Source organism: Hymenobacter properus (genome assembly GCF_015694735.1).
In the GTDB taxonomy this organism is placed as follows: Bacteria; Bacteroidota; Bacteroidia; order Cytophagales; family Hymenobacteraceae; genus Hymenobacter; species Hymenobacter properus.
The window spans coordinates 943349-961458 of record NZ_JADQDP010000002.1 but is presented as its reverse complement, the minus strand read 5'-3'; the positions used below and the strand labels follow the sequence as shown (position 1 = coordinate 961458).

The 18110-nt window shown below is 62.8% G+C and carries 17 protein-coding genes; 13 read left to right on the top strand and 4 right to left on the bottom strand.

All coding sequences use genetic code 11. The annotated features are described in order from the left end of the window. The first annotated feature begins 64 nt into the window (after positions 1-64). Positions 65-967 (top strand): DUF3667 domain-containing protein, encoded by a 903-nt coding sequence (locus tag I2I01_RS10215; RefSeq protein WP_196286334.1) that lies wholly within the window; start codon positions 65-67, stop codon positions 965-967. Between the two features lie 164 nt (positions 968-1131). Here I2I01_RS10215 and rho read toward each other — a convergent pair whose 3' ends face one another. Beyond that, complete coding sequence (gene rho, locus I2I01_RS10210; protein WP_196286333.1) at positions 1132-3414, bottom strand: transcription termination factor Rho; 2283 nt, start codon at positions 3412-3414, stop codon at positions 1132-1134. 441 nt (positions 3415-3855) lie between these two features. Here rho and serS point away from each other — a divergent pair, with 441 nt between their 5' ends. Then, complete coding sequence (serS, locus tag I2I01_RS10205) at positions 3856-5130, top strand: serine--tRNA ligase (RefSeq protein WP_196286332.1); 1275 nt, start codon at positions 3856-3858, stop codon at positions 5128-5130. A gap of 199 nt (positions 5131-5329) precedes the next feature. Here the strand turns inward: serS and I2I01_RS10200 are convergent, their stop codons facing one another. Beyond that, entirely contained in the window at positions 5330-5596 is a 267-nt protein-coding gene (locus I2I01_RS10200; RefSeq protein WP_196286331.1) for a UBP-type zinc finger domain-containing protein, read from the bottom strand. A gap of 218 nt (positions 5597-5814) precedes the next feature. On the opposite strand from I2I01_RS10200, the gene I2I01_RS10195 reads away from it, so the two are divergent. The 3 genes from I2I01_RS10195 to I2I01_RS10185 all read left to right on the top strand — a co-directional run bounded on the left by I2I01_RS10195 (position 5815) and on the right by I2I01_RS10185 (position 7925). Continuing rightward, positions 5815-6552 carry a dioxygenase family protein gene (locus tag I2I01_RS10195; RefSeq protein ID WP_196286330.1) on the top strand — a complete coding sequence of 246 codons (738 nt, stop codon included), beginning with the start codon at positions 5815-5817 and terminating at the stop codon, positions 6550-6552. 139 nt (positions 6553-6691) lie between these two features. Continuing rightward, positions 6692-7228 carry a hypothetical protein gene (locus tag I2I01_RS10190; protein WP_196286329.1) on the top strand — a complete coding sequence of 179 codons (537 nt, stop codon included), beginning with the start codon at positions 6692-6694 and terminating at the stop codon, positions 7226-7228. After that, complete coding sequence (locus I2I01_RS10185) at positions 7206-7925, top strand: pirin family protein (protein ID WP_196286328.1); 720 nt, start codon at positions 7206-7208, stop codon at positions 7923-7925. Before I2I01_RS10190 ends, I2I01_RS10185 begins: the two co-directional genes overlap by 23 nt. Here the strand turns inward: I2I01_RS10185 and I2I01_RS10180 are convergent. Both I2I01_RS10180 and polX read right to left on the bottom strand, forming a co-directional pair. Then, complete coding sequence (locus I2I01_RS10180) at positions 7922-8899, bottom strand: glycosyltransferase family 9 protein (RefSeq protein WP_196286327.1); 978 nt, start codon at positions 8897-8899, stop codon at positions 7922-7924. The genes I2I01_RS10185 and I2I01_RS10180 overlap by 4 nt on opposite strands. Before the next feature lie 140 nt (positions 8900-9039). Next, on the bottom strand, positions 9040-10800 hold the full coding sequence (gene polX / locus I2I01_RS10175; protein ID WP_196286326.1) for a DNA polymerase/3'-5' exonuclease PolX: 1761 nt from the start codon (positions 10798-10800) through the stop codon (positions 9040-9042). A 241-nt stretch (positions 10801-11041) separates the two neighbouring features. Here polX and I2I01_RS10170 point away from each other — a divergent pair, with 241 nt between their 5' ends. From I2I01_RS10170 to I2I01_RS10135, 8 genes are all read left to right on the top strand, one after another. Further along, positions 11042-11368, top strand: coding sequence for a lipocalin-like domain-containing protein (locus I2I01_RS10170; protein WP_211537898.1), 327 nt, complete (start codon positions 11042-11044; stop codon positions 11366-11368). A 207-nt stretch (positions 11369-11575) separates the two neighbouring features. After that, entirely contained in the window at positions 11576-12223 is a 648-nt protein-coding gene (locus tag I2I01_RS10165; RefSeq protein ID WP_196286324.1) for a thioredoxin family protein, read from the top strand. A gap of 17 nt (positions 12224-12240) precedes the next feature. Then, a complete protein-coding gene (locus I2I01_RS10160; protein WP_196286323.1) occupies positions 12241-13284 on the top strand; it encodes an FAD:protein FMN transferase in 1044 nt (347 codons plus the stop codon). Between the two features lie 77 nt (positions 13285-13361). Continuing rightward, positions 13362-13544 (top strand): DUF4266 domain-containing protein, encoded by a 183-nt coding sequence (locus I2I01_RS10155; RefSeq protein WP_196286721.1) that lies wholly within the window; start codon positions 13362-13364, stop codon positions 13542-13544. Positions 13545-13670: 126 nt separating this feature from the next. Further along, positions 13671-15029 carry a DUF3570 domain-containing protein gene (locus I2I01_RS10150; protein ID WP_196286322.1) on the top strand — a complete coding sequence of 453 codons (1359 nt, stop codon included), beginning with the start codon at positions 13671-13673 and terminating at the stop codon, positions 15027-15029. A 115-nt stretch (positions 15030-15144) separates the two neighbouring features. After that, positions 15145-15555, top strand: coding sequence for an EVE domain-containing protein (locus I2I01_RS10145; protein ID WP_196286321.1), 411 nt, complete (start codon positions 15145-15147; stop codon positions 15553-15555). A gap of 104 nt (positions 15556-15659) precedes the next feature. Continuing rightward, positions 15660-17261: a hypothetical protein gene (locus tag I2I01_RS10140; RefSeq protein ID WP_196286320.1), complete on the top strand. Its 1602-nt coding sequence runs from the start codon at positions 15660-15662 to the stop codon at positions 17259-17261. Between the two features lie 241 nt (positions 17262-17502). Then, positions 17503-18057: a DUF4252 domain-containing protein gene (locus I2I01_RS10135; protein WP_196286319.1), complete on the top strand. Its 555-nt coding sequence runs from the start codon at positions 17503-17505 to the stop codon at positions 18055-18057. Positions 18058-18110 lie beyond the last annotated feature (53 nt).

Genomic DNA, 18110 nt, shown 5'->3' with positions numbered 1-18110 from the left:
GGCACCGTGGTAGCGAGTGAATCAAAATTTCGGCACATTTACCGGCTAACTTACTCGCCTGCTGATGGAAACACTCTCCTCCGCCCTGGCCCCGGCGCTGGTGGTGCCCGTGCCGCCCACGCCCGAAACCCCCACTTGCGCCAGCTGCCACACGCCACTGGCAGGGCCCTACTGCCACGCCTGCGGCGAAAAACGTCTGCACCGCCACGACTACGCTCTCAAGCACTTCCTCGAGCACACCATCGACACGGTCACGCACTTCGACCTGCGCGTGGTGCGCGACTTATGGCTGCAGCTGCGGCGGCCGGGCTTTCTGGCGGCGGAGTGGCTGCAGGGGCGCCGCGTGGCCCACGCCCCGCCGGTGCAGCTGTTTTTGGTCACCAACTTGTTGTTCTACCTGGCGGCCAGCGCCTCGCATTTCAGCGCTTTCGAAACCAAGCTCCAATACCATTTCGGCAGCCGCAACCTCTACGGCGGCTTTGCTTCCCGTTTGGTGCAGGCGCACCTGCATAAAACGGGCCTGACCTTCGACGCCTTTGCCGAACACTTCGACCACCTGGCCCACGGCTATTCCAAAAGCCTGGTTTTTCTGTTCATTCCGCTGCTGGCGGGGCCGCTGTGCCTGTTATTCATCCGGCAGCGGCGCTACTTCGTGGAGTGGCTCATGCTGAGTACCTACCTGTTTGCCGGCATGCTGCTCGTGTACGCCGCCATGGCCCTGGTTATGTACGGGTTGCTGTTCATGTCCGTCTTAACCCCAGCCGTTAATCAGGACGGTCTGCTCACCCTGCTGATGGTCACGCTCACAACCACCTACATGGCCCTGTTTTTCAGGAGGGCTTTTCCCCGTCAGCCCTGGCCGTTGAGCGGGGGCAAGGCGTTAGTTCTAACTTTTAGCTTCGCTTTGGCCCTGGTAATTCCCTACCGTTTTGTGCTGTTTCTGGTGTGCTATTGGGCTGCTTCTTAGGCTGCGGAGAAATAGCTGTCCGAAGTTGAATCCTTTCGCTGCGCCCGCCGTTACGGCCTCAATATGCTACCCCGGTAGTGCTAGGCTCGATACTTGTTGATATATAAGAAAAAGCCCCGTGACAGCACTGCCACGGGGCTTTTTTATGGCCGAACTAAAAATTACTAGCCGTTCATGGCCAGCAGGAATTCTTCGTTGTCCTTGGTGCCTTTGATGCGGTCCTTGAGGAATTCCATGGCTTCGGTGGCCGTCATGTCCGACATGAACTTGCGGAGCACCCACACACGGTTCAGCTCGTCCTTGCCCATCAGCAGGTCTTCGCGGCGCGTGCCCGAAGCCGGAATGTCGATGGCCGGGAACACGCGCTTGTTGGCCAGCTTGCGGTCGAGTTGCAGTTCCATGTTGCCGGTGCCTTTGAATTCCTCGAAGATAACCTCGTCCATCTTGGAGCCGGTTTCAATGAGCGCCGTGGCAATGATGGTGAGTGAGCCGCCGCCTTCCACGTTGCGGGCTGCGCCGAAGAAGCGCTTGGGCTTTTGCAGCGCGCCGGCGTCGATACCACCCGAGAGGATGCGCGAGGAGCTGGGCTGCACCGTGTTGTAGGCACGCGCCAGGCGGGTGATGGAGTCGAGCAGAATCACCACGTCGTGGCCGCATTCCACCAGGCGGCGGGCCTTGTCGAGGGCCATTTCGGCGATTTTCACGTGGCGGTCGGCCGTTTCGTCGAAGGTCGAGCTCAGCACTTCGGCCTTCACGGTGCGGGCCATGTCGGTTACCTCCTCCGGGCGCTCGTCGATGAGCAGCACCATGAGGTACACCTCGGGGTGGTTTTCGGCAATGGAGTTGGCCACTTCCTGCAGCAATACCGTTTTGCCGGTTTTGGGCTGGGCCACGATGAGGCCGCGCTGGCCCTTGCCAATGGGCGCAAACAAATCGAGCACGCGAGTGCTGATTTGGCTGGGCTTGGTGGTCAGCTTCAGCTTGGAATCGGCGAAGAGCGGCGTGAGGTGGCTGAACGGCACCCGGTCGCGGACTTCCTCCACGGTGCGGCCGTTCATGCTTTCCACGCTCACCAGGGCGAAGTACTTTTCACCCTCGCGCGGCGGCCGGATGTTGCACACCACGGTGTCGCCGGCCTTCAGGGCAAACTGCTTCACCTGCTGCGGCGACACATAAATATCGTCTGGCGAGGCCAAGTAGTTGTAATATGGCGAGCGCAGGAAGCCGTAGCCGCCATCCGGCATCAGCTCAAATGTGCCGCCGCCGGGCACCACAAGGTCCAGGTCCTGGCGCTGGGGGCGCTGCTGTTGCTGGTTTTGGTTCTGGCCCTGCTGGTCGGTGCGGGGCGAACCGTCGGCATTAAGCTGCTGGTTTTGCTGCCGCTGCTGGCGTTGCTGGTCGCGTAGGGCGTAGCGCTCCTCACGAGTCAGGTTGCGGTTGTCGCGGCCGTCGCGTGGCTGGTCGTTGCGGGGCTGGCCGTCGCGGTTTTCGCGGGGTTGATTGTCGCGCGGCTGGTCGTTGCGCGGCTCCCGGGGTTGGTTGTCGTGGCGCGGTTCGCGGGGTTGGTCGTTGCGTTGTTCGCGCGGCTGGTTGTCCTGGCGTTGCTCGCGGGGCTGCTGGTCCTGGCGGGCGGGGCGCTGCTGGTCGCGGCCGTCGCGCAAGGGTTGCTCACGGGTGTCGCGCTCAAACCGGTCGGCGCGGTTGTCGCGGCGGTCGGCAAAACCATTGCCCCCGAACTCACGGCGGCGATTTTCCGGGTTATTATCGCGTGATTCAGCGCCGTTTTCGGCCGCTTTAGCGGCGGCCGCTGCGGCTTCGGCGGCGCGTTCGGCGGCCATCTCGGCGGCGCGCTGCTCGGTGATGGGGCGGCCGGCGCGGTCTACACGCTCGCGGCGGCGGGGTGCGGGGGCACCATTTTGGTCGGCCGCGGGGGCGTCGGCGGGCGCTTCGGCTGCAGCGGGCGCCTCGGGGGTGGTTTCTGGCACCGACGTGAAAGAAGTATCCGGCTCGGCGGCCAGTACGGCGCCGGTGGCATCGGCAGCGGGCACCAGGGCCAAGCCTTCGATGGGGTCGAGGATTTCGACGGTGGCAGCGGCGGGCGCCTGAGCCGCCGGGGCCTCACGGCGGGGCTCGCGGGCCGGCCGGGCGTTCGGGGCCTTGCGGGTGGGCGGAGCTACGTCAGAGAAAGGCTGCTCGGCGGTGCTGGGGGCCGGGCGGCGGGCCGGCTTACCGGCGCGGGAAGCAGGCGCGGCTGCAGTGACGGGAGCTGGTGCGGCAGGCGCGGGGGCGGGCTGCTCGTCAGCGGTGGGAGTCAGGGCCTGCTGGTCGAGGATTTTGTATATCAAATCCTGTTTGCTCAGTCGCTTGAAATTGCCCACGTTCATTTTCTCGGCAATTTCTTTGAGGTCGGACAGCAGCCGGTCCTTCAGCTCGTTAATGGTGTACATAAATGGAATAAGGGAGGGAACATCGGCTTGGGGCGAGGGAGGCCGGCCGCGCGGCAAAGCCTACACAAAGGGCTTGCAAGGCCGGCAAGGCACAGAGCGGTAAGGCCGCAGCTAGTACTCGCGGGGTGCGCAAAGGGCACCGGATACGCGCCTGGGGCGCAATCGAAATAAGCAGGAAATGAGGTGCAGAATGGGCCGCTGGAATTTTCAGCAAGAGACGGGCCGGAGGCGGGCACTGCGGCCCGCAAACCCAGACCACGGCGGCCGGTTGCTCCCGCAATGTTAGGGCATTACGGGCAAACTGCCAAATCGGATGCGGCCGGATAGGGTTTAAACACGGCGGATTGAGAAATAAGTTGCTCAGCACGGCTAACGTCTTAGCGGGAAGGCGCAGCGCGGCTCAGATTTCTTCCGACCTTTGCCCGCATTACCTTCTGATTTATGCTGCAACTTTCCGTTCTCCGCGACCAGACCGACCTCGTGCTGGCCGGCCTCGCCAAAAAGCGCTACCCCACCGGCCCGGCCGACGTAGCCGCCATCCTCGACCTCGACCAGCGCCGTCGGCAGCTCCAAACCAGCCACGACTCGTCCCAGGCCGAAGCCAACAAGCTGGCCCAGCAAATCGGTGGCCTGATGAAATCGGGCGACAAAGCCGGCGCCGAAACCCTGAAAGCGCGCACCGCCGAGCTCAAGCAGCACATCCAGAGCGCCGCCGCCGAGCTGGCCCAGGTGGAGGAAGCCCAGAAGCAACTGCTCTACAAGCTGCCCAACCTGCCCCACGCCAGCGTGCCCGAAGGCCGCAGCGCCCAGGACAACGAAGTGGTGCGCGAGCACGGCGCCAAGCCCGAGCTGGGCGCCGATGCGCTGGCCCACTGGGACCTGATTAAGAAATACGACATCATCGACTTCGAGCTGGGGGTGAAAATCACCGGCGCGGGCTTCCCGGTGTACAAGGGCCAGGGGGCTCGTTTGCAGCGCGCCCTCATCAACTTTTTCCTCGATGAGGCCCGTGCGGCCGGCTACACCGAGATGCAGCCGCCCATTCTGGTGAACGAGGCCAGCGGCTACGGCACCGGCCAGCTGCCCGACAAGGAAGGCCAGATGTACCACGACGCCAAGGACGACCTGTACCTGATTCCGACCGCCGAGGTGCCCTTGACCAACATCTACCGCGACGAGATTATTCCGGTGGAGAAGCTGCCTATTCGCATTACGGGCCACACGCCATGCTTCCGCCGCGAGGCCGGCTCGTGGGGCGCCGACGTGCGCGGCCTCAACCGCCTGCACCAGTTCGACAAGGTGGAAATCGTGCATATCACGGAGCCTGAGCAGAGCTACGCGGCCCTCGACACCATGGTAGCCCACATCGAAAACCTGCTGCAGAAGCTGGGCCTCCCCTACCGCGTGCTGCGCCTCTGCGGCGGCGACATGGGCTTCACCAGCGCCCTCACCTTCGACCTGGAGGTGTGGAGTGCCGCTCAGGGCCGCTGGCTGGAAGTAAGCTCGGCTTCGAACTTCGAAACCTACCAGGCCAACCGCCTCAAGTGCCGCTACAAAGCCGAGGGCGGCAAAACCCAGCTGCTGCACACCCTGAACGGTTCGGCCCTAGCCCTGCCCCGCATCGTGGCCGCCCTGCTGGAAAACAACCAGACGGCCGATGGCATTAACCTGCCGGAGGTGCTGCACTCGTACTGCGGGTTCAGCAAGATTGGGTAAAAATGTGTCATTGCGAGGCCGTAGGACGTGGCAATCCGTCCTGTTCTCAGCGACCAGCCTTCTAGTGTGACTAAGCCTTAACAAAAAGCCCCGGCACTGCGCAGTGCCGGGGCTTTCTGATAAAAGGACGTATCTGATTTTTGACAGGACGGATTGCTTCGGCTCCGCCTCGCAATGACAGGCGAAGCTGCAGCCGCTCTTAATACTCCGCCATTTCCTCATCCACATAGCACCAGAGCCACCGTTCGCCGGGCTCGGCGGAGGCGATGACGGGGTGTTGGGTGGCGTGGAAGTGCTTGGTGGCGTGCTGGTTTTTGGAATTGTCGCAGCAGCCGACGTGGCCGCACTGCTGGCACACACGTAGGTGCACCCAGCTGTCGCCGAGGGCCACGCATTCGGGGCACTCGTGGCGGGGCGCGGTTTTAAGGCTGGTGAGGGAGGTGAGGTGTTGGCAGGGCTCGGGCATGGGATGAAGGTAGGAAAACGGTGGGCAATGCGGCCGAAAGAAACAGCGCCGGATTGGAAATCTGCAACTCCCTTTTCTCCGGGCCAAACAGTGCAACCGTCGATGCGAGGCCGCAAACCGGCGATTGCGGGGAAGAAAGGGGAATGTTGGGCGGCAATTTCGAATTGTCAGACTGCGAGAGTATCCCCTTTATCTTATTTCATCCCTCCCCCAACGTCATGGAAAGAAAACATTTTTTGAAGAGCCTGTTGCTGGGAGCCGCCTCTACGCCCGTGCTACTTTCGGCCTGCGGCAAGGAAACGGTTTCGCCCACGGCCAGCACCAGCGGCACCTCGGGCACGACCGGAACCACGGGCTCCAGCAGCGGCTCGGGCAGCTGCGCCGTGGCGCCAACGGAAACTGAGGGCCCTTTCCCCACGAAAACGCCGTCGTCTTACGTACGCACCGACATCACGGACGGTAAAACGGGCTACGCGCTGACCATCAGCATCACCGTAAACAACAGCAACGCCAACTGCGCCGCCCTAGCCGGTGCGCTGGTCGACATCTGGCACTGCGACGCCGAGGGCAACTACTCCGAGTACGGCGGCTCGGGCATGCAGGCCACCAACTACCAGTCGGTGCACTTCCTGCGCGGCCGGCAGGTAACCGATGCTAGCGGCAAGGTGACGTTCAGGAGCATTTTCCCGGGGTGGTATTCGGGCCGGGCCACGCACATCCACGTGCACGTGTATTCGGCCACCGGCACCTCCCTGAAGGTGACCCAGATTGCCTTCCCCGAAGGCAGCGGCACGGCCGTGGCGGCTGTGAACGGCTACGCCAAGGGCCTGAGCGGCTACACCGCCAACGCCCAGGACAACGTGTTCAGCGACGGCGTGTCCCTGGAGCTGGCCACTGTGACGGGCAGCACCACGGCCGGCTTCCAACTGGCGTGGGCGCTGAGCGTGCCGGCGTAGAACAACCCAGCAGGCGGTGTCATGCTGAGCGCAGCCGAAGCATCTCTACAGCGCAATGCAATTATTCACTATTGCGGTAGAGATGCTTCGGCTGCGCTCAGCATGACGTTCTCATGATTTTATTCTTCCCATAGCCATCATGCCCGACCGCCTCATCACCCTGTGCTACCGCAAAATCATTGATGCTACGGCCACCCGGCCCTGGGACAAGCTGGTGTGGGGCGACAGCTACACTGAATTCCGGCTGCAGGCGCAGAATTTCAACCCCGAAAACCGCTACCGCTCTTTCGGCGAGATGTTGCACTATGTGCCGGGCGCCGAGCGGCTGCACTTTCTGGTGAGCGGGGCCGTGACGGGCTACGTGCAGCAACTCAGCGAGCGAATGCCGGACATTTTCAACAACCTGGGTCGGCAGTTCTTGCGCTTCAACCGGTTTCAGTTCGAGCTGATTAATTCCGACCTGCAGGACAAAAGCAAGCATCAGGTGGCCGTAAATTTCGTTTCGACGACGCTGCGTTGGCACGACACGGTGGGGCAGTTACTGCTGGTGTCGGATGCAGCTCCGGCTGCAGCGCCAGGCGGCGAGGTGCTTACCCACTTAGTACAGCTTCAGGCTTTCCTCAGCATTTACTCCATTCAAACGCCCGAAACTGATGCGCCAGCAAACGCCGGGTAAAATCTTCCTCGCCGATGAGCGGGGCCTGATAGAATCGGACCGTTTCCGGCGGTTCAGCACATTCAATTTCGGCCCCTGGGCGCGCCCGCACAAAGGGCCGTTTGGTCGTCTCTACGGCTTCAACGAAGAAACCCTGGCCGGGCAGCACGCCGTGGCTTTCACGGTGGCCGAGGCCTCGCATGTGCTCATCATCCCCGTCACCGGTGCCGTGGCGCTGGCCGTTGATGGCGCTCCGGAAGTTACTACTGAGGTGGAGCAACTGCAGGTGCTCACCTTGCCAGCTGGCAGCGTGCTCACAGTGAAAAATCCGTATGCGGAGGAGTTGGTCATCTTCCTACACCTATGGCTGCTGGCTGATGCGCCGGTTTCAACCGGCTGCACGCAGCAGGCCGAATTTCGGTTTGACGCCGCGCCCGGTCAGCTACAGCCCGTGACGCCTGTACCGGCCGGCCCTTCGCTGCCCTTCGCTGTGCATCTGGGCCGCTTCGCGGGCCGCGAGGAAGCCGTTTACAAGCTCCACGGGCCAGATTCCAGCTTTTTCGCCTTCGTGCTGGCCGGGGCCTTTGAAGTGGAAGGCCGGCTGATGCACGAGAAAGACGGGCTGGCGCTGTGGCAGGTGAGCGAAGTGGAGCTGGAGGCGCTGAGCAACAACGCCGTTATTATCGTGCTCGGCCTCCAAAACCGCGCAATGGCTTAGCCGGCAACCAGCGGCCAGTCCAGGTTCAGGTTTTGGTCGCGCATGCATTTGAAATGGCCTTGCGGGCATTTGGCGAAGCCGATTTTGGAGCACGGCCGGCAAGGCAGCCCTAGCACTTCCAGGGTCTGAAATTCGGTTTTGTAAGGGTACATACCGAAGGCCGGCACGGTGTTGCCCCACACGCTATAAATCAGCTTGCCGAAAGCGGCTGCGATGTGCATCAGCCCGGTATCGTGGCTCACCACAAACTGCGCCTGCCGCACCAGCGAGGCCGATTGGTGCAGCGAGTAGCGCCCGCAGCCGTTGTGGATTGGTGAGCTAGCTTGGCCCAGGGCCGCGATGATGGCCTCGGCTGCCGGGGCGTCTTCGGGGCCGCCGAGCAGCATGATGGGGCGCGGCGCCAGGCGCTGGCACAGCTCCACCAGCTTCTCCATGGGCAGGCGTTTGGTGGCGTGCTGCGCGCCGATAGCCACGGCCACGTAGCCGCGCTGGAAGGCTATGGGCAGCGTGGCCGGGTCGATTTCCTGAGCGGCGGGGATGAAATAGTCGAGGCCGCGGCCGTCGTCGCGCACGCCCAGCGGCGCGGCCGCGGCCAGGTAGCGCTGCACGATGTGCACGCGCGGCAGCTTATCCACCTTGAAGTTTACCAGCAGCCACTTCTGCCAGTTCAGCTTGTCGAAGCTGCTCGATTTGACGCCCAGCCGCAGTTTGATGAGCCGCGTGCGCAGGTTGTTGTGCAGGTCGACGATATAATCGAACCGCTCGGCTTTCAACGCCTGCACCAGCTCGCCCAAGCTGCCCGTGAGGCAGTGCACCTTGGTGATGTAGGGGTTGGGCTCCAGCAGGCCGCGGTAGGCAGGCTTGGTGGCGAAATGCACTTCCGCCTGCGGCACCTGCTGGGCCAGCGCCCGCACCACCGGCGTGGTCAGCACGATGTCGCCGATGGAAGAAAAGCGGAGAACGAGGATTTTCATTGATAACTCGGCAGAACGTCATGCTGAGCGCAGCCGAAGCATCTTGCGTGCTTCCACTAACTCCATTCGTTCAGCGGTTGTAATTACTGCTGCACGCGAGATGCTTCGGCTGCGCTCAGCATGACGTGCTAAAGTGATGCCTACTCAAACAATGACTTCTTGTATTCCAGCGGCGGCTTGATGTTGGCCTTGCGCTGTTCGAAGTAGGCCGCCACTTCCTCCACCGTCTTGGCATTGAAGGTCATCTCTTTAGTCAGGTGGCCTTTGCGGCCCATGAGCACGCCGTAGCGCATGTCTTCGTAGCCGTTGGTGTGGTGGGCGTCGGGGTTGATGCTGAGCATTACACCCTGGTCCAGGGCGTAGCGCACCCAGCGCCAGTCCAGGTCGAGGCGCCAGGGGTTGGCGTTGATTTCGATGATGACCTGGTGCTGGGCGCAGGCGTCGATGACGGCTTTGTAGTCGATGGGGTAGCCCTGGCGGCGCAGCAGCAGGCGGCCGGTGGGGTGGCCCAGCATGGTGGTGTAGGGATTTTCGATGGCGCGCAGCAGGCGGTCGGTGGCCTTGCGCTCGTCCATTTTCAGGTTGGAGTGCACCGAGGCCACGATGAAGTCGAAGCTGGCCAGCACGTCGGCGGGGTAGTCGAGCGAACCGTCGCCGAGAATGTCACTCTCGATGCCCTTGAAAATGCGGAACGGAGCCAACTCGGCGTTCAGCTGGTCGATTTCCTGGTGCTGCTGGCGCACGCGCTCCACACTTAGGCCGTTGGCGTAGTGGGCGGCCTGGCTGTGGTCGCACAGGCCCAGGTACTGGTAGTGGTGGTCGCGCAGCCAGGTGGCCATTTCCCGGATGCTGTGGTTGCCGTCGGACCAGGTGCTGTGGTTGTGCAGGGAGCCGCGCAGGTCGCCGTCTTCCAGCAGGCGGGGCAGCTTTTTGTCGGCGGCGAGGGCGATTTCGCCCAAACCTTCGCGCAGTTCGGGCGCGATAAACTGCAGGCCGGCCTTCTCGTACAGTGCTTCTTCCTGTTCAAACTTCTCACGGCGTGCCAACTGACGCAGGGTGGCCGGCGCCCCGCCGCCGTGGCCCTGCACGCCGGGCAGGGCTTCGTCGAGGTGCTCGCCGGCGGCCGAATTCAGGAATACTTCGGTGGCAAAGGCTTCGGGCGACACCAGCAGCACCTCCACCTGCACACCCGATTCGGTGGCCCGGCCGCGCCAGGCAAACGGGCCCGAGCGGCGCGGGTCGGCCGTGAGGCCCTCCAGCCCGTTCAGCAGCTGGTGGGCAGCGGCGGACTGTGCGGTGGCAGCCACCAGGCGCACGGTTTCCACGGTTTCGAGGCGGCGGCGGATTTCGCCGGCCACGGCTACTTGTTCGGTTTTGAGGGCTTCGCGCAGGCGCTGGGCCAGGTCGTCGGCCAGCTGCTCGGCTTGGGGGTAAAGCAATTTGCCGCTGCTCTGGCCGGCAAATTCCAGCGCTTCCAAAATGCCTTCCTGGGTCTTTTTGCCGAAGCCTTTGAGCTTGCTCACCTGGTCGGTTTCGGCGGCTTCGCGCAGTTGCTCGATGGTTTCGATGCCCAGTTCGCGCCACAAGCTGCGTATTTTCTTGGGGCCAATGCCTTTAATTTTCAGCATCTCTACCACACCGGGCGGGGTGATTTCCAGCAGGCGCTGCAGGTCCGAGAACGTGCCGGTGTCGAGCAGCTCGGCCACTTTGGCGGCGGCGGTTTTGCTCAGGCCGGTGCGGTCGGGCAGGCCGGAGCGCTCCACTTCGGCCACCGGGAAGCTCAGGGCGTCCAGGGCGTTGGCCGTGCCTTCGATGGCGCGAATTTTAAACGGGTTTTCGTCGTGCAGCTCCATAAGCTGGGCAGCCAGCTTGAAGGCGCGGGTGAGGGCGCGGTTGTCCACGGGAAGTTGGTTGTTGGAAGAACGAATGTAGCGTACCCGGCTGCTTACGCGGAAAGTGGCGGGCACGGCCAGCCGCGCCTTTTCCGCGTACGGACCTGAAACGCCTTACCTTGGCTTGTTACCCTTTCTGATTTTTGTTATGAGGTTTTGTTTCTCCGTCCGGTTCTGGCCGGTGGCCTTGCTGCTGCTCGCCACGGCCTGCGAGCGTCGCAAGTCGGTCGTTATTTATTCCCCGGCCTCCATGAAACAGCTTGAAGGCACTTGGCTCAGCTCGCGGGAAGAAGACAGCGGCGACACCTTGGTTTATCGGCCCAACACCTACCATTTCCCGTCCAGCCGGGGCCGCCCTGGGTTTGCCTTTAAATCGTATGGCCGCTTCGAGCAGTTCAACATTGCGCCCACCGACGGCCTGGCCGGCTATCCTGGCACCTGGGTCATCGACGGCAGCAAGCTCAATAAAATACGCATTCACCTCAACGAAGGGCAAGAGCCCGATTACGACCTGGAAGTGTTTTCGCTTAAAAACAAGGTACTCAAGCTGCGCAAGCTGCCGGCCGGAAAGCCCTAAGCAGGACGCTACTGGCCGATTACTTCTCCGGGCTGGTCGATGCGCGCGGCCTTTGTTCATGGCGCGCTCATGCGGCAGCAACAGCTTTGTAAGGCCGAAGGCACCGTCTTTGCAAACGGCTGTCAACCTCCACAAAGGCCCCGCGTAAGAACCACGCAGCGCCCGCCAATGGTTGTGCAGGCCTTATCATTTAGCCGCGTTATCATCATGTCTATCAATCCATTCTCAGCCCCCACCCGAGTACTCATTCTCGGCCTGGCCCTCAGCGCCGGCCCCGCCTTGGCCCAGAAAACCACCATCAAAGCCAAAGACGATAAAGTCAAGACCAAAACCACGGCGGCCGATGGCAGCACCAGCAAAACCAAAACCGTAGCCACGGCCGCGCCGCAGCCCGTTTCGCCAGCGGCTTCGGCCCCGCAAACGGTGCTGCCGGCTGCTACGGCGCCAGCCCAGGGGTTGGCAGGCTCCGAAGGCTGGGTGTCGGACCTGGGCGCCGCACAGGCGCAGGCCAAAGCTACCAACCGGCCCATTCTGGCCGTTTTTTCGGGCTCCGACTGGTGCAAGCCCTGCATCATGTACGAGCAGGAAGTATTTGCCAAGCCCGAGTTTGCGGCCTACGCCAAGGACAAGCTGGTGCTGGCCCACTTCGACTTTCCCCGGATGAAAAAAAATCAGCCCAGCGCCGCCCAGCTCAAGCTGAACGAGGCCGCCGCGGCCCAGCTCAACCGCGAGGGAGAGTTTCCATTGGCCGTGGTGATTTCGCCCGAGGGCAAGGTGCTGGCCAAAACCGGTTACATCGCCGGCGGCCCGGCAGCCTTTGAAGCCTATCTGAAAACGGTGGTGCCCACGCTGTAGGGCAAATTTGTTCCGGAGTGCATCCTAAAACGCTGCTGATTCTGTTGCTACTGGGGCTGCTGAGCGCCGGGCCCGGCCGCGCCCAAACGGCGGCGCCCGGGCCGCAGCGCCACACCTTCTCCCGCAGCGCCCACCTCATGGGCTCGCACTTCACCTTCACGGTGGTGGCCGAAAACGACTCTGCCGGGCAGCGGGCCCTGCGCGCGGGCCTGCTGGAAGTGCGCCGCATCGACCGGCTGATGTCGTTTTGGGATTCCGCCTCCGAAGTGGTGCGCGTCAACCGGATGGCGGGCGTGCGGCCGGTGGCGGTATCACAGGAAACGTTTGACTTGATTAGCCGCACGCTGCGCCTCTCGCAGCTCAGCGACGGCGCTTTTGACATCACCTTCGCCAGCGCCGACAAGCTGTATAAGTTCGACCGACAGGCGCACGCCGGCCTGCCCGACTCGGCGGCGGTGCGGGCCTCGGTGCGGCGCATCGGCTGGCAGAAAATCAAGCTCGATGCTACGCAGCACACCGTTTTTCTGCCCGAAAAGGGCATGCGCATCAACCTGGCGGGCATTCTGCAGGGCTATGGCCTACGCCGGGCCAAGCAGGTGCTCGACGGGCTGGGCATTAAAGGAGGGCTGCTGAACGGCTCGGGCGACATCTACTGCTGGGGCCGGCAGGCCGACGGCTCGCTCTGGCGCGTGGCCATCGGCGACCCCGACCACCCGCGCAGCGTGGCCGCCTGGATTGACGTGACCGACATAGCCGTGGTGACAGCCGGCAACTACGAGCAGTACTTCACGGTGGGTGGGCAGGTGTACGGGCACATCATCAACCCGCACACCGGCTACCCGTCGGTGGGTTTGCGCTCGGTCACCATCCTGTGCCCTGATGTGGAATTGGCCGATGGATTAGACGAAGTCGTCTTCGTGAAAGGCCCAACCGCCGGTTTGGCGTTTATCAACGGCTTGAAAAATGTGGATTGCACGTTGATAACCGACGACAACAAAACCCTCGTATCGAAGGGCATGAAGCTGAATTATTACCACGGCGCCACCCCAACTCAGCCTTGATTTCTCGTATTACTCCCGTGAATAAATCCCTGCTCCTCTCCTACCCGCGCCTGGCCCTGGCGCTGCTGTTGCTGCCGATGGGCGCTGCCCTGCCCAGCTGCGTGTCGGTGGCGGCTTACCAGAAGGTGTACCTCAACGACGAGGACATGAAGCTGGCCAGCAAAACCGTGGAAACGCCCGAAACCAACTTCGAGAGCTACCGCGAAGGCGCGGGCGGCGCCAACGGCGGCAAGGTGGGCGGCGGCTGCGGATGTAATTAGGGGTTAGTGGTAAACGTCCTGCTGAGCGCAGCCGAAGCATCTCTACCGCAGCAGTAATCCAATCGAATGAATCCGTTGCGCGGTAGAGATGCTTCGACTCCGCTCAGCATGACGTTCTTTTTTCTCTTGAAAACGCTACTCCTCTCCTTCCTTGCTCTCGCTGCCCTGGCTGCCCCGGCCTGGGCCCAGACCGGCACTACCCAAAACCCCAACCGCATCGACGGCTACGGGGCACCGGTGAGCCCGACGGCCCCCGCGAGCCGGCCGGCCGGCGAAACCACCATCGACATCATCGGCGGCTACTACCAGCAAGACGGCAGCCACGGCGCGGTGGAAGGCGGCCGCGGCACCCAACAGTTGACCGACGTGCCCCCGGCCATCATTGTGAACGTGCCGCTCGACACGGTGAGCCGCCTTTCGGCCAACTTGGGGGCCGACTTCTACGCTTCGGCTTCGACCGACCGGATTGATTTTGCGCTGAGCACGCCCTCGACCCACGATGTGCGCTACCACGGCGACTTCGGCTACACCCGCGAGCACAAGTACAAGGGCACCATCTGGGGCGTGGGCGCGGGCGTGTCGAAGGAATACGACTATTTCTCCACCAACGTGGCCGGTTCCTTCGCCAAAACGTCGCGCGACGGCAACCGCCAGCTTAGCCTCGCCGGACAGGTTTTCTTCGACCAGGTGACGCTCATTAACCCCATTGAGCTACGCCCAGGCTACAGCGGCAACCTTACCGGCAAGGGCAACTACGGGTCCGATACGCGGCAGACCTATAACTTCACGGCCACTTACTCGCAGGTGCTCACCAAGCGCCTCCAGGCGGCCGTTAGCACCGAGCTGGTGTCGCAGAACGGGCTGCTGAGCACGCCGTTTCACCGGGTGTATTTCCGCGACAATACCGTGGCCAACCCTGAGCCTGCGGCCGGCGGCGAATTCGCGCCGCGCTTCCCCACGGCAGCCCGCATCGAAAACCTGCCCCGCGCCCGCTTCAAGTATCCGGTGAGTTTACGAATGAATTTTTACGCCACCGACCTGGTGCAGGTGCGCGGCTTCTACCGCTTCTACAACGACAATTTCGGCATTCGGGCCCATACGCTGGAAGTGGAGCTGCCGGTGAAGGTGACGCAGTTTTTCGCGCTGTATCCCTTCTATCGCTACCACACCCAGACGGCGGCCACCTACTTTGCGCCCTTCGCCCAGCACTCCGTCAACGACACATATTACACTTCGGACTACGACCTGTCGGCATTCTCGGCCAACAAGCTGGGCCTGGGGCTGCGCTACTCGCCGGTGTACGGCATCACCCGCTTCCGCGTGCCGGGGCAGGATGGGCAGGGCCGCCCGCATGTAATGCGCCTCAAGTCGCTGGATGTGCGCTATGCGAACTACCAGCAAACAGGCTCCAGCATCTACAGCGCCGCCGACCGCGCCGACCTCAAGGCCAACATCGTCAGCTTCGATTTGGGCTTCGCGCTATGAGTTAGCGGATTGCTGGGTTGGTAGAATGGTGGATTATTGAGTTTGCTGGCTGGTGTATGCAAATTGCGCGGCCAAGGCATCAATTCACCACCCCACTCATCCACCAATCCACCACTTGAGACACTGGCTCGTTAAATCTGAACCCGATAAATATTCCTGGGACACCTTCGTGGCCGAGGACGGCACCGACTGGACCGGCGTGCGCAACTACCAGGCCCGCAACAACCTGAACCTGATGCAGCCCGGCGACCTTGTGCTCTACTACCACAGCGTGAGCGAGAAGGCCGTGGTGGGCATTGCCGAAGTGGCCGCCCTGGCCGCGCCCGATGCCACGGCTGAAGCCGGCTCGCCCTGGGTGGCCGTGCACCTGCGGCCCGTGCAGCCCCTGCCCCAGCCCGTGGGCCTGGCCCAGATTAAGGCTGAGGCCCGTTTGAGTGAGCTGGCCCTGCTGCGGCAGTCGCGCCTGTCGGTGCTGCCGGTGCGGCCCGAGGAGTATGACGTCATTCTGGCGCTGGGCGCAAAATAAAAAGCCACCGGCGGGCACAAAACCGCCGTATTAGCCATTAACTTTAGCGAAGCAGCCGCTCGTTGGAGTCGGTATTTCCAACTGCTTTTCTAGAGCACTCGGGCATGAAACTCCGCTACTTTCTTCTGCTACTCTGGGCCGGCTCCCTCGTCGGAGCACCTGCGGCGCGGGCTCAGAAACGGGGCCAGTTGTCGGCCATACCGGCGCCGGGGGCGCCCGTGCAAACGGCCCGTACCGAACTGCCCCTGGAGCCGTCGGACAGCGAGGTGCACGTGCAAGCCCTGCCCGCCGACAGCACCGTGGTGCTGCTGCTAGGCCGCAATAAGCCGCTTTCCAGCAAAACGCTGTTCAGCTTTCAGCAGTACGACCACGCCCTGCACCTGCGGCAGGAAATGCCGCTGGAAGTGCCCGACGAGTTCGATTTCACTCGCATGTGTGCCGAGGGCAGCACCGTGTACGCCCTGTTTGCCTCGCACAGCAACCCCGGCCGGCTGTGGGCGGCGGCCTACAACGGCCATCTCGGCCAGGTGCGCACCCAGCAGTTCGACACCAAGCTAAGCCGCGACGTGGTAGAGCTGAAGGCGCTCGACGGCCGACTTTTCGCCACCGTGCTGCTCAACGACCAGCTGCACGTGACGGCCCTGCTGCTCGACGTGGCCACCGGCCAGATGCAATACCTGCCCTCGGTGTACGAGCCGCTGCCCACCCAGCTCACCTTCGTGGCCGATGCCGCCACCCGCCGCGCCGAGTACGTGCTGAGCCAAACCAACGGCCGCAAAAGCCGCCTGCTGCTCAAGCAGCTCACCGACCGGGGCCAGCTCGTGAAGTCGGAATTTGTGCAGGCCGAGAGTGAGCGCAGCCTCATCACGGCCCAGGTAACGCCCCCGCAAGACACCACTGCCCGCTTGCTCATGGGCACCTACTCGCTGCGCGGCCCCGATTTTGCGCAGGGCCTCTTCGCCACCGACCTGGGTGCTCCGACGAGCCCCGGCACCAAGCAGCCGCTGCGTTTCTACGATTTCCTGCACCTCAAGCACTTTTTCGACTACCTCAAGCCCTCGCGCCAGGCCCGGCTGCGGGCGCGCATGGCGCGCCGGCTGGCCCGCTCCAGTGCGCCCGTGCGCTGGCACTACCGCCTGCTGCTGCACGAGTTGCTGCCCCAGCCCGACGGCGGCTACGTGCTGGTGGCCGAGGCCTATGTGCCCCACTACCGCTACAATAGCTACGGCAGCTACACGGGCCCTTTTAACAACCTTGGCAACCAATTTGGCCCTTTGCCCTACGCCAACTCACGCGTGTTCGACGGCTACCAGACCACCCACGCCGTGGTGTGCGGCTTCGACCACACCGGTGCCCTGATTTGGGACAACACCTTCGTGGTGGAAAACCTGCGCCGCGTCGAGCTCGAAGAAGCTGTGCGCCTGCAGCGCCTGCCCGACGGCCGCCTCGTGCTGGCTTACCTCGACGAGGACAAGCTGCGCTACAAGCTGATAAACCGCGCCGAAGACTCGCCCAACGACCAGCAGGTCGTCATCCGCACCGGCACCGGCGCTGCCGAAACCGGCCCTGAGCGCACCAGCGACACCTCGCAGGCCGACCTGCTCCCGTGGTTCGGCAGCCGCTTTGTGGCTACCGGCTACCAGCGCGTGAAGGTGGAGCACGGCCCCGACCGCCAGGTGTTCTTTCTGAATTCGGTGGTTTTTTAGGCTGAGTGCAGGAAAGTTGTCCTGTCATGCAGAGCGTAGCGAAGCATCTCGCGCGCAGCAGCAAATCAATCGTCCGTCATCCTGAGCGCCGCGAAGGACCTTCTCATGCCTCGACCAACTGTGCTGACGTGATAAGGTCCTTCGCGGCGCTCAGGATGACGGACGATACGTGGCAGGACGTTCTTTTTTCTGGATTTCTCGTTATTCCGAAAACACACTTCTCTTACCCCAACACTCCTGTATGCTTGCCAAACTCCGCTTTCCCGTCCTTTTCCTGATTTTGCTGCTGGCCGGCTGCCGCGCCGGCGGCCCCGGTACGCCCGCCAAAACTGTGGCTTCATTCTTCTCGAAATACGAAAACCGCGAAGGTTTTAAAGCCACCGAATGGTCGGCCGACCTGCTGCAGCGCCTGGCCTTGGTGAAAGCCGCCAAGCTGCTCGGCGGCTCCGACCTCACCAACGCCATTACCGGCATCCGCGCGGCCCGCGTCATCAGCTTCACGCCCACCACGTCGTCGGCCAAGGAACTGGCTGCGCAGGGCCTGCGCGCCGAGGCGGCTGGCATTCTGCAAAACAACAAGTATGACCCGCTTTCCACGGCCGGCTTTGGCGGCAGCAACTACGCCATTTCCACCCGCGGTTCGGGCAATAGCGTGTCGGAGTTTGCTGCCTTAGGCACGCTGCCCGACGTAGCCGATTCTTTCGTGCTAGTGTCGGTGCAGGGCAATTTTACCAAGTCGCAGGTAGAAGCACTGGGCAAGTACTTGCCGCAGATAGTGCAGGCGACGGCGAAATAGTCTTGCTTTACACCCGAACGAAAAAGCCCTTCCCGCTGCGCAGCGGGAAGGGC